This is a genomic window from Bradyrhizobium sp. CCGB01 (assembly GCF_024199795.1).
Taxonomy (GTDB): domain Bacteria; phylum Pseudomonadota; class Alphaproteobacteria; order Rhizobiales; family Xanthobacteraceae; genus Bradyrhizobium.
The window spans coordinates 1,742,887-1,754,461 of sequence record NZ_JANADK010000001.1 but is presented as its reverse complement, the minus strand read 5'-3'; the positions used below and the strand labels follow the sequence as shown (position 1 = coordinate 1,754,461).

Genomic DNA, 11,575 nt, shown 5'->3' with positions numbered 1-11,575 from the left:
TATCGAGGATATCATGCAGCATACCGAGGTCTACGCGAGGACAGCCCGTCCGGCCGTCTTCCTGATCGAACCTGAGCAGGTGGTACGTTCCGCGCTCGAATATATCCTGCGCGAGCGCTATGGGACACATGCTTTTGCCTCCATGGATGAGGCAATGGCCTCGCCCATGAAAGCTCCCGCTGTGGTGCTGATCGGCATTGCCATCCTGCGCGACCGAGGCGAGGAGGTCCTGGCGGAACTGAGCACGGTGTTCGCGACGACCAAGATCTTGCTCGTAGCGGAACGGATTTGCGATCCTGTCGCGCAGGCTGGGCTTAAACAAGGCGCCCATGGAGTCATCAGTAATCCAATCTCCTTTGATTCTGTCTGCGATGCCGTCCGGGTCGTCTTGGGCGCACCGGACTTTCCCGGCGCGCCATCGCGTCTCGTTCGTGTCGCGTTCGGTTAGGCGCTTCTTACTCGGCTTTGAATGGCGCCGCCTGCACCAGTTCGGGGATGCTTGCGCTCAGCATGAAACTCCGCCTCTCCTTGAAGGTTCTGCCTGCGGACATTCGGTCGAAGGGCCGGTTCGCCCTGCCTTTTTCGCGCCGACGATCACCAGCGTCGTGGAGCTCGCACAGGGAACGCCCAGCTTCTCCCGCGTCTTCCGGATAGCCGACTTTCTCTTATCGAAATCACGAGATGGTCTTTTCGGCTCCGTGTAGTCTGTCCTGAGACGTGACTGTTGGAATAGTCGACGTGCGCCCGGGGCGACGGGTCATGGTCAGCCGGTAGCAACATATCTACGCCATTACATGCAACCGGGCGAGCTCGTTCCTGCGGTACATTCCTCAACCGTCCGACAGACCCTCTGTCAAGACCTCACACTATGCGATTGGTCAAAATCCTTCACGCTCTCACTTCGACGAATTTGCAGGCCGCGCGTGCATTGCTGCGCATGCGAACCAATGTATCGGCGCGATACTGCCTTCGTCTTCGGTGTTTATTGGCCCGGCGGCCCCGTGGCATTGAACGCAATTTCAAGGCTGTCCGCAAGCTGCGCACACGCTGCTCGACGATTCCGCGTGCATTACCGACAATCACCGACCTGTCAGCGGCGGAATGATCCGTTCGAAATCCTCAGGCCGGGACACATGTGTCTTCGACTGGACAGACCACCGCACACTGCGGTGTATCGCAGTGCCCCTCGCACTCTGTGCACTTTTTAGGATCTATCACATAGGTATCGCGCTTTAGACTGATCGCGCCGTTCGGACACTCGAACTCACATGCACCGCAAGCCGAGCATTGCGAGGCGACGATCTTGTAAGCCATGAATTGAGACTCCCAGGAGTAAACGATGTCGTTGTACTTCGACAGCTGCCCTTCAAACCTCGTGCCACATGCGAGAGATCGACCATTTGGCACCAATCTATGAGAGGCGTATCGTCGCGAGCCCATGGCACGCCACATCCGCGACGGTCCCATAACAACTATTTGGCCTAAGGCGTGTAGCCGTTCGGCCACGACTCCAACACGAGGAGAGTGCGGCCGTCCCATGTTCGGTTACGCCACACTCGTGCTCTCGCCATGGACCGTGGCTCATGCAATGAGCCTCAATTTCCTCAACTTCGCCACTCCGCTTTGTTGCGAGGCATGTGGAAGGTCATACTCAGCCTGTCTTCTTACTGACAGTCTCTTGTCGCCCTCGCCGGATTGTTCTCCCAGTTTACAACATTGGAATTGATGCTGCACGGCAGGCCAAGAGATCTTCCGCCTAAACCAGCACGATCCAAGGATCTCGTTTGCGACTGATCTGTCCGCCAATATCACACGTGCTGTCCGCCATTGATTGGCACTTCCGCACCGGTGACGTAGCTCGCAGCATTTGAGCAGAGAAAGAAAATAACCTTTGCGACCTCGTCCGGCGTACCAACACGATGAAGCGGTATAATTGGTGCCAGCTTCGCTTCGGTTTCCGGCGAGAGGATGTCGGTCTTGATCTCGCCTGGCGCGATCGCATTGACACGAATTCCGAACGGAGCGTAGTCATGAGCCATCTCCCGCGTGAGGCAGGCGAGCGCGGCCTTGGATGTCGCATAGGCAGTGCCGGCAAATGGATGCACCCGAGTGCCAACGATTGAGGTGACATTGACAATCGAGCCGGATGCCGCTTTCAATTCTTCGAACAAGCCTTGAGCAAGGAGAATCGGCGCGAGCAAATTGACGTGAAAGACGCTCATCCAAGTTCCGATGGACGTCGTCTGCGAATTCAGCCGACTACCATCCGGCGCCTTTGGAGAAATGCCAGCATTGTTGATCAGCGCGTGAAGCGGCTCTCCGTTGAGCCGCTTCTTAATCTCGACAATCGCACGCGGCAACGCGCGATGGTCGCTCAAGTCAACCTGCACGTGGTTACTGACGCCTAATTCCCAGGGACATCGACGGCTATCGAAAGGCTGTCGGGAACAGGAGATAATTCGCCAACCAGCTTCCGAGAACAGCTTACCCGTAGCGTGGCCAATGCCGCGCGAGGCGCCTGTCAGTACGAGTGTCTTCCTTCCGTCCCGCCTCGTGTGCGAGCTGACATCGTGAAAAGGACAGAGTGCATGATTTGGCGCAGAGGACGACTCAACTGCACCGTCTCCATCTAATCCGTGAATGGACAAGCGAGCTCCTTTAGGACATCCGACATCTTCGGCAGGACGTTTTGCGAAATCCGGGCCGAGGGCGGCAACTGCAGGATTGCCCCCTCTCTTCCGAATGTCGGCTTAAGACATCTTCGTTGATTCTCTGCAAAAGCTTGTGGCCTTTCAGAACTAACTGCGGTGCCGAGATCGGCACACGTAGCGACCGGAGCTGACAAGACGATGTATTCTCGGCAGCATTGGTTTGAAAGTCGGCTTTCTGTTTGAGGCCCCGCGACGTCACTCGCGAACCAGACAACGCAGCTGCGCCCAGTTGCAAGCTTTCACGCACTGGGTTCGCGATCAACCGAGGCGCCCGGCGCACTTTGCCGTCTTCGTACGTAAAATGCGCCGGGTCCCACCTCTGCACCATCAGTACATCCGTGATGATGCTATCCTGACAGAAGCGACTAGCGTGGCAAAACTGAGGCCCTGGCTCTGCAGAAGCGAAACATACTCCATGCGAGCACTTCGAAAGACATTAGAATCGCGCCTAACGTCAGCTTGCATGCTCTGTTTTCACGGCAAGACGACTGCCTTCGAGCAATGACGCAAACGCTGCTCATACTTTCGATCCACAGCAATTCCGGCAAGCTAGACCTTTTCCATTCTGAAGGCACAAATGGCTCGCTAGATTCTCTCTCGCGTGCGTTAATCGCCGATGGTCACAGCTTGAAGAGAACAGTGGTCAAGTATGGCGCGGCCTTTGTTTCACGCATTCTTATGTCGCTCAATGCTCTCGATGACCTGATCGGATCAATGTGCTGCCAAGATCGCGCACCGAGGCAACGTCGATACTCATGAGAACATAAACGCGGCACCTCTTGTACCTTATCTCGCACGCAGTTTATGCTGCGGAACTAGAGCGCGCTACTGAACGATAGGAGGCACCTTTGTTGCTTCTAGATCGATCCTTCGGATCATTAGCCGTCGGTGTTCCGCCCGCAAGAGTCCGGAGAACGGTCATGGGAGATCACATCAAACACGTAGAGTACATAGCCGTCACAATGACGAAAGCGCGATTCCAGCGCGGCATATGCGAGCCCGAAGCTAGCAAAGAAAATGGAGACCAAGATGAAAAGGAGAGCAACACTCTCCTCTCTTCCCCACATGCACAGTGAACACGCCATATAATCGAGCCACCTTTGGCTGTGTCGGAGACGCCTACGATGCGATCTACAACTTGACGCTACGTGCGATTCAAGCTCCGTCGGCCCTCTTGTGTAGAATTTTGCAGAGACAACACCCTTAACCGATTGGCCAGCCTCAGATTTGCCAGGTTGCTTGATTGATTTGAGGGAACATTGTCAGAATGCACTGACGATGTCTGGCGGACCCGGCGCGCTCTTCCTGACGAAGTGCGCCGGGGCGTTTCGTTTTCTTCTTGCGGCGTCCTCCCGCGCCCCAAGGAGTAAGATCTTGCGGCGCAGTGTTGCCCGATAAGAACTTGGAAATTGTCACGATCTGCAGGTTAATACGATCAGCTCGCTCGACATCCGGGCCGCGCCGTGCAATCATTCCCCGGATTTCCAGCAACGAAGAATTCGGGCCGCCTCAACTCACCGCGAGCACTGACCGAATAGGCTGACCTTTCTGTCATCGTCCGTCATACTCGGCCCAAGCGTCAGATGTTTCACGACTCGCACGACCTGCTGAATTTTTCGATGTAATCTTTCCCAGATCCACATGGAAATATTTTCTGCCATAGGGTTCTCCAGGCCCTCACCTCCATTCAGACATCAATGATCAAGTACACGTAACTATTTCGGCAAAGGACTTCCCAAGGTCAGAAACAACTACGACAAATTCTGTAACCGGATCTATCGGCCCACCGACCTGCAATTCAGTTCGATAGGATTGCCCATGCATGCGGCTGCACTTGTGTGTGGCCGGCGTCTCCGGGAGGCGGTGGGCCACCTCGAACCTGAACGCTTGCGATATCTTCATTCGCGCTCAGATGCTTCCCTGTCATATTTCCGATGCGAACACGTCCAACATGAGCTCAGGTAAGTTCCGCAATGAGGTTCGCCATCAGTCGATACTTGCTGCCTTGGCAACAGGTTTCGCGTGAAACGATCGGAATCGCACCTGCACGCGTCGGATACTCGAAGGTGCCGCCCGCTGAAGCGTAATCCTTACAAGTGCGACGCCCGAGAACGATGTCCATAGCCTCAATGTTGGGGATGTCGGTTTCGTGCAGCGCTGGCATCAAAGGCTTGCGGGCTAGTGCCGCCTCTTTGTAGGGTTCCAGTTCCTCTTGTTTGCGTCGGACGCGTTCGTTTTGCCGTTCTTTCAGCGCGGGCATGACCTCATCGGCAAACAGCTCGCGTGCTTCGCAGATATGTTCGCGCTTATTTACCCCACATTGCTGAATGAAGATCATCTGGTCGATACAGACATGCGCATAACTTATCAGATGGTCGCAGACGATCTGGGGGCGTCCGATGCTACCTGAGTCTGCTGTGTCCTTGATGTCGTCCTTAATAGCTTGGAAGCGTCGCCACAACTTCGTGCGTCCAGGACGATGTGCGCCACATACCGCATAATGTGCGAGCGAGTATCCGAAGAACTTGAAACCCTCGATTCCACGACGCATCGCCTCTTCTGCACTCTCATGAACCATCATACCGTTGAGTGTTGCAATATTGGCGTTGACCGAATGACCGATTGGCACACATTCGTCAGAATTGATCATCTCATAGTATTCGTCGCGCAAACCCAAAGACCAGCGCTCCCACCCTGTGACGCGCGGCTCGCAAAATGCTGTCGCGCCGTGAGCACGCCATCCAAAGCAGTGGATGCGGTTTCTGTATCGGTTTTGGCACAATGTTACGGGGCGGCATTGTGAAGAATTGCCGTTCGTATCCCGGATACGACACATCGTCATTATATTGGCGGCCTGTTCAACGCCTTCCCGCCACATGGCATTCTTCTGCTCAGGCTCTATCCTAAATCCATCTCAATTAGCGAGGCGGATTCTCCGGTCCCCCACTCAACGTGTCCTCCAGAGATCAGATCGAGCGTCGCGAGGCGCTCAGTTAGCCGCGCGGGATGATTATGGCGGGGCGGGGAAGACAAATGCGTGGCCAAATGCGAATATTCTTTGTACGCTGCGAAACGCCACCCAAGAAAGACTTCTGGTGCGGACGAGTGGGAGTACTCCTTGAGGAAGTGGCGCTCAACTTGCCAAATATAATTGAATCCGATTCGATCAGCGAGCTCGATCTGTTCCAGCGCGTTGCTGAACATTTTCTGTTCGCCACCATTTTCGCAGGGCTGCGGCAATTGGTGCTCGTAGAACACTCCAAACTTCATCTGCTTTCCTCTATGGCGGAGTAGAGCGGCTTATATTATTCGGACGCGACGCGCATTATCGCGCGGTCGATCGATGACCAGGGGCACCATGTATCCCTCATTTCTTGGTTGAGACCGATTGGCACAAGATTCATTTCAAGACGCCCGGCTGCAAGGCCGCTCGGAACGTCGAGGTCTGGCAAGGCATCAACCTTGCTCATCGAACTCCGTCGCCGGCGGCTATAACGTGGCCATCGTCGTAATGGTCGTTTTCTGCTATCGAGCAATCGGGGTGCCAAGTCTGCGAGCCACGATTGAAAGGGAGACAATGATGTGCGTCGTTCGGACGGAACATTCTCGTCCTAATGTCGTGTTTCTGACATGGGCATCTCCAATGCAAGCATGACCAGACACGAAGACCAAAGGGCGCTTTCCGACAAATTTTGATGCGCGCTCTTACGCCAGAAGCGGCGGGGTGGGTCACGATTGCAATTACCCATCTGCTTTCCAGATGCGGGATGGGGAAGACGCTGATTCTAAACGTACACTTGGGCGCAGCTAGACGAAGCGTTGTCGAGATCGCGCCAGGTGAGTTCCAGGAGAACCGCTGCAACAAGCGTGAAGCTGGTCCAGCAAAAGGTGGAGACCATTATGCGAGACTTCCTGATTTCCGTTGCCATTCTGACCGGATGCTTCCAACTTTCAGAGGCAAATGCGGAGAGGCTTCTTGTCTCAAAATCCGACGGCTTGACCTATCGCTCGATCCAGGAGGCCGTAGATGCATTGCCGGCCCGAGGCGGCGACATTCTGATCGCGCCGGGCATCTATCGGGAGAAGATCAGGATTGGCAAACCTGCCGTTCACATCAAAGGAACCGGCAAGAAGCCGGAGGACACGGTGGTCGTCTATGGCGACGGTGCGATTAAGGCGGGTGGAACCATTCATTCCGCCACCATGGACGCGTCTGGCGACGACTTCCGGCTCGACAATCTAACGATCCAAAACGACTACTCCCTGAATCCATCCAATCCGCCATCACAGGCCGTGGCGCTGTCTCTTACAGGAGACAAGGACGTGATCACTCGCGTTCGCCTGCTCGGCGCACAAGACACACTATTTGCCAATATGGGGCCGAACGGCCGAACGGCACGGCAATACTTTTCAGACTGCTATATCGAGGGACATGTTGACTATATATTTGGCAACGCGAAGGCCTATTTCCAACATTGTGAACTTCACGGCATCGCCAGCCAAGCTGTGGTATATACCGCACAAAGCAGAACTTCGCCGGACGAGGACAGCGCCTATGTTTTTGACCGTTGCACTCTGACCGCCGATTCCGCCGCACGTGCCATCACCCTCGGACGCCCTTGGCGCTCTTACGCTACGGTGATCTTCTTATCCACCAAGATGAATGCGCCGGTGATGGCGGACGGCTGGAGCGAGTGGAAACTTGGCAAGACCAACAGATTAAAGACGGCTTACTATGCCGAATACGAATCCACCGGAATCGGCGCCAATCTTAGAGGACGTGAGCCTTACTCCCATCAGCTGAACGACAGCGAAGCTAAGCAATGGTCCCTCAAAGCTTTCTTTGCTGATGACACGAACTGGCTACCGAGCTCATCGTCAAAATAGGAGCTATGGGGCGGTCGTCGCGGACTTTTAATCCGTCCATGGCGAGCTGCGTCACATCCCCCTACGCGATTAGGCCCGGACGGTGCAACATGAGCCATGCCAAATTTCGTCTTGGGTTTAGTCAAGTGCGGGTGCTACAACGAAGCGAAGAGTACTATCGTGGCGCAAGGCCGTTCAGAGCTTTGCTTAGGGGCTGACGGAATGCACCCGCACAGCCGTCCCATGCACGAGACGATAGCGGGCCTTGTCCGCCCCGCAACGGCGGCCACACGCCGGAAATCACGACATTCGCATTTTCCACTTGCCAGGTCGCGCTATCGGAAAATCGCACATCGTCCAGCACAATCTCAAGGGCATGATCTCGATCAAGCCCGTGCATAACCAGCGCACCATCACCGCCACGCACGTGGCGCAGAGTGATCCGTCGGTAGACCGGAATTTTGTTGCCGTGCGCCTGCACGTCATAGCGTGTATCGAAATTGATCGGCCATCGATTGCCACGCAGACACACATTCTCATAGGTCACCCCCTCCACCAGACCGCCCCGTCCGACATCGCTCTTAATGCGCACGCCAGACGTCGTGCCGTCTAGGGTCAGGCCGTGCACCAGTATGTCGCTAATACCTGAGCTTACCTCACTGCCGATCGACATGCCGTGCCCCCAGCCGAAGTAGTTGTCGGTAATGGAAATATGCCGGGTGGGCCCATTGCTGCCGGCTTTGATAGCCACATTGTCGTCTCCAGTACGGATCTGACAGTGAGTAATCGTCACATCCTGGCTGGCGCCGAGATCGATGCCATCTGTATTGCGGGCGCCGGCCGGTGTATCGATCGTAACGCCCCAGAAGGTGGCACTTTCGACTCGGTTCATCGCCACGTGGAAATTGGGCGCATTGCGGAGTGTGATGCCGTGGAAGGTAATGTCATTGGCATGGTCGATCTGGATCAGGCGAGGGACGTTCTGGTTGCCGCCCTCGGCCTGCGCACGCCGGGCCAGTTGCCACCAACTCTCGGTGGCACCAACCATGAGCGCCCCACCTTGACCGTCGATGATGCCCTCGCCATAGATGCCGCCTCCACGTGCTTTTGAGAAGCTGATGAATGGCCGGCAGCCGTCGCCCTTGCCTTCGATACGACCACAACTTCCGCGGCCTTTGTCATAAGCATTCGGCTGGGCAAGTGCCATAAGAGTGGCGCCGCCCTCGATCCAAAGCGTTACTCCCGATTTCATCTCGAGCGGGCCGGACAGGAAGATCCCGCCTGTCAAATAGACGGCTGAGCCAGGAGGGCACTGAGCAACGGCGTCTTGCAGCGTAACTGTATCGTTTTCTCCGGACGGCGCTAGGCGGGCGCAAACATAATTGGGCGCGACAGGTTCGGCGACCGTGCGGCGATCTCTCGCCTGTGCGGGCAGGCACGTGATGGCAAGCATGGACAGCATTGCCCCACAGCGCAAACGGACTAGCATCAAAACACCTTCCCATCTTTCGGCGCTACATACGCGGGCTGATCTACTCCGAACGCCGCAGGCGAAGTTGCTTTACCACCTGGTAGGGAGCAGTGGCGTGATGAAATAAATAGCGGTTCTGTGGTACGTCGACGCGATAAGTATTGCTCGCTTTCTTTTTATCACCGGCGGAGCGGCGCAGGTCAGAAACCCGCAGTGCTGGCGATCGTGACGAGTCGACCGATGGCGTCGCGCTTACTCAACGGTGACGGATTTCGCGAGATTGCGCGGCTGGTCGACATCGGTGCCCATCACAACGGCCGTGTGGTAGGCGAGCAGTTGCACGGGAATGGCGTAGACCATAGGCGTGAAAGCAGCCGCCATGTCCGGCATTACGACCGTGGCGAGCGAAGCGACTGCCCTCTCAGCCGCGCCCTTGGCGTCCGTTACCAGGATGATGTTGCCGCCGCGGGCGGCGACTTCCTGCATGTTGGAGACGGTCTTCTCGAAAACGCGATCGTGCGGTGCAATGACAACGACCGGCATGGTCTCGTCGATCAGCGCGATTGGCCCGTGCTTAAGCTCCCCGGCAGCATAGCCCTCGGCGTGGATGTAGGAGATTTCCTTTAGCTTCAGCGCGCCTTCGAGCGCGAGCGGGAAACTGGTGCCGCGGCCGAGATAGAGCACGTCGCGCGACTTGGCAATTCTGTGCGCTAGCTTCTCGATCTGCGTTTCGGTGGTGAGCGCGTCCGCCATCAGGCGCGGGATCTCCACGAGGCCGTGCACGAGCTTTGGTCTCATCCTCCTCGGACAATTCGCCGCGCGCCTTGCCGGCAGCGACAGCGAGCGAGGCGAGTACCATAAGCTGGCAGGTGAAGGCCTTTGTGGACGCGACGCCGATCTCCGGACCGGCGAGCGTCTCGAGCACCGTCTCGCTCTCGCGCGCGATCGTCGAGGTCGGCACGTTGACGACGGCGAGCGTGTGCACGCCCGCGGCCTTGGCGTAGCGGAGCGCGGCGAGCGTATCGGCGGTTTCGCCCGACTGCGAAATGAAGATGGCCAGATCGCCGTCGCGCAAGGGAGACTCGCGGTAGCGAAACTCGGAGGCGACGTCGACGTCGACCGGCAAGCAGGCGAAGCGCTCGAACCAGTATTTGGCGACATAGCCGGCGTAGCCCGCCGTGCCGCAGGCCGTGATTGTGATGTGCTTGATAGCGCGGAAATCGAACGGCAGCTTCACGGGCAGTGATAGCCGTTCGGAAGCCATGTTGACATAGCGGGCCAGCGTGTGGCCCACGACATCGGGCTGCTCGTGGATCTCCTTCGCCATGAAATGGCGGAAATTGGCCTTATCGACCAGCGAGGTCGAGGCCGCGTGCTTGATCTTGTCGCGCTGGACGGGGCGGCCGTCCCTGTCGAAGATGGCAACGGTGCTCCGAGTCAGCACCACCAAGTCACCATCCTCGAGATAGATGATCGTATCGGTGAACGGGCCGAGCGCGATCGAGTCCGAGCCGAGGAACATCTCGCCATCGCCGTAGCCGACAGCGAGCGGCGGACCGTTGCGAGAGCCGATCATCAGGTCGCCTTGGCCCGCGAAGATGAAGGCGAGCGCGAAGGCGCCGCGCAGCCGGCTCAAGGCGAGCCTCACCGCCTCCACTGGCTTGTTTCCGCGCGTGAGCAGGTGATCGACCAGATGCAGCACGATCTCGGTATCGGTCTCGGTCCGGAACACCTTCCCCTTCGCTTCGAGCTCCTCGCGCAGCTCGCGGAAATTCTCGATGATGCCGTTATGGACGACCGCGACGCGCTCGGTGGCGTGGGGATGGGCATTGTGCTCGGTCGGCTTGCCGTGAGTGGCCCAGCGGGTGTGCCCGATGCCGGTCGTGCCCTTGAGCGGCTTGTCACGCAGCCGCACCTCGAGATTCTTCAGCTTGCCTTCGGCGCGACGGCGATCCAGGCGTTCGTCTTCGAGCGTGGCAACACCCGCGGAGTCGTAGCCACGATATTCGAGCCGCTTGAGCGACTCCACCAGTTGCTCCGCAACCGGTTCGCGACCGAGAATACCGACAATCCCGCACATTTAAATCACTACCCCCGAACTCACTAAACCAACTCTCAAAGCCGCTTCGCCTTTGTGCGACACTTGATTGGTTTGATAGTTTTGATTCCACGACTCGCTGTCGCGTCATTTAGGCTTATGATGCCTACGTGTGAGGCCGTTTCAGCTCTCTGATCTCGCCAAGCTGTAGCGCAGCTTCGGTGAGCGCGATCGAATACCAACACGTCACGGCAGCGAAGACAGCGACGGTTTCCAGGTGAGTAAAACAGACATGCACGAGGCGACGGATGCCGCATCTCATCGCGAGCCATGGCATGCATGGCCTCTCCCGACCTCGATGATAGCAATCGTAGTCGCAATAGAGCTGCCGCGTGGACATTTCTCGTAGGTAACCGATCCCTAGGGATCGATGACACTCGGCGCAATTCGATGAACTGCTAGGCGTCCTGTGATTGACCAATATGAACT

The 11,575-nt window shown here is 57.0% G+C and carries 8 protein-coding genes and 2 pseudogenes; 2 read left to right on the top strand and 8 right to left on the bottom strand.

All coding sequences use genetic code 11. The features are described 5' to 3' along the window. Positions 1-13: 13 nt before the first annotated feature. Positions 14-448 carry a response regulator gene (locus NLM25_RS07910; RefSeq protein WP_254136598.1) on the top strand — a complete coding sequence of 145 codons (435 nt, stop codon included), beginning with the start codon at positions 14-16 and terminating at the stop codon, positions 446-448. Between the two features lie 671 nt (positions 449-1,119). Here NLM25_RS07910 and NLM25_RS07905 read toward each other — a convergent pair. From NLM25_RS07905 to NLM25_RS07880, 6 genes and pseudogenes are all read right to left on the bottom strand, one after another. Further along, complete coding sequence (locus NLM25_RS07905) at positions 1,120-1,314, bottom strand: 4Fe-4S binding protein (RefSeq protein ID WP_254116361.1); 195 nt, start codon at positions 1,312-1,314, stop codon at positions 1,120-1,122. A gap of 494 nt (positions 1,315-1,808) precedes the next feature. Next, entirely contained in the window at positions 1,809-2,642 is an 834-nt protein-coding gene (locus NLM25_RS07900) for an SDR family NAD(P)-dependent oxidoreductase (protein WP_375166933.1), read from the bottom strand. 1,290 nt (positions 2,643-3,932) lie between these two features. Further along, positions 3,933-4,184, bottom strand: a complete 252-nt coding sequence (locus NLM25_RS07895; protein ID WP_254116359.1) for a hypothetical protein — start codon at positions 4,182-4,184, stop codon at positions 3,933-3,935. A gap of 78 nt (positions 4,185-4,262) precedes the next feature. Continuing rightward, positions 4,263-4,613: pseudogene (locus tag NLM25_RS07890) on the bottom strand (6-pyruvoyl tetrahydropterin synthase family protein). A gap of 55 nt (positions 4,614-4,668) precedes the next feature. Next, a complete protein-coding gene (locus NLM25_RS07885; protein WP_254136597.1) occupies positions 4,669-5,589 on the bottom strand; it encodes a hypothetical protein in 921 nt (306 codons plus the stop codon). 20 nt (positions 5,590-5,609) lie between these two features. Beyond that, the gene (locus NLM25_RS07880) at positions 5,610-5,981 is read right to left on the bottom strand and encodes an LLM class flavin-dependent oxidoreductase (protein ID WP_254116357.1); all 372 of its coding nucleotides are present in this window, start codon (positions 5,979-5,981) and stop codon (positions 5,610-5,612) included. A 630-nt stretch (positions 5,982-6,611) separates the two neighbouring features. Between NLM25_RS07880 and NLM25_RS07875 the strand changes: the two genes are divergently transcribed. Beyond that, positions 6,612-7,598, top strand: a complete 987-nt coding sequence (locus NLM25_RS07875) for a pectinesterase family protein (protein WP_254116355.1) — start codon at positions 6,612-6,614, stop codon at positions 7,596-7,598. A 154-nt stretch (positions 7,599-7,752) separates the two neighbouring features. Here the strand turns inward: NLM25_RS07875 and NLM25_RS07870 are convergent, their stop codons facing one another. Both NLM25_RS07870 and glmS read right to left on the bottom strand, forming a co-directional pair. Then, the gene (locus tag NLM25_RS07870) at positions 7,753-9,030 is read right to left on the bottom strand and encodes a glycoside hydrolase family 28 protein (RefSeq protein WP_254136596.1); all 1,278 of its coding nucleotides are present in this window, start codon (positions 9,028-9,030) and stop codon (positions 7,753-7,755) included. 270 nt (positions 9,031-9,300) lie between these two features. Continuing rightward, positions 9,301-11,128: pseudogene (gene glmS / locus NLM25_RS07865) on the bottom strand (glutamine--fructose-6-phosphate transaminase (isomerizing)). Positions 11,129-11,575 lie beyond the last annotated feature (447 nt).

What these genes read in the sequence shown, in the direction of transcription:
- NLM25_RS07910 (WP_254136598.1), top strand. Translation starts at nt 14, where the DNA reads ATGCAGCATACCGAGGTCTACGCGAGGACAGCCCGTCCGGCCGTCTTC.
- NLM25_RS07905 (WP_254116361.1), bottom strand. Translation starts at nt 1,314, where the DNA reads ATGGCTTACAAGATCGTCGCCTCGCAATGCTCGGCTTGCGGTGCATGT.
- NLM25_RS07895 (WP_254116359.1), bottom strand. Translation starts at nt 4,184, where the DNA reads ATGATTGCACGGCGCGGCCCGGATGTCGAGCGAGCTGATCGTATTAAC.
- NLM25_RS07885 (WP_254136597.1), bottom strand. Translation starts at nt 5,589, where the DNA reads ATGTGGCGGGAAGGCGTTGAACAGGCCGCCAATATAATGACGATGTGT.
- NLM25_RS07880 (WP_254116357.1), bottom strand. Translation starts at nt 5,981, where the DNA reads ATGAAGTTTGGAGTGTTCTACGAGCACCAATTGCCGCAGCCCTGCGAA.
- NLM25_RS07875 (WP_254116355.1), top strand. Translation starts at nt 6,612, where the DNA reads ATGCGAGACTTCCTGATTTCCGTTGCCATTCTGACCGGATGCTTCCAA.
- NLM25_RS07870 (WP_254136596.1), bottom strand. Translation starts at nt 9,030, where the DNA reads ATGCTTGCCATCACGTGCCTGCCCGCACAGGCGAGAGATCGCCGCACG.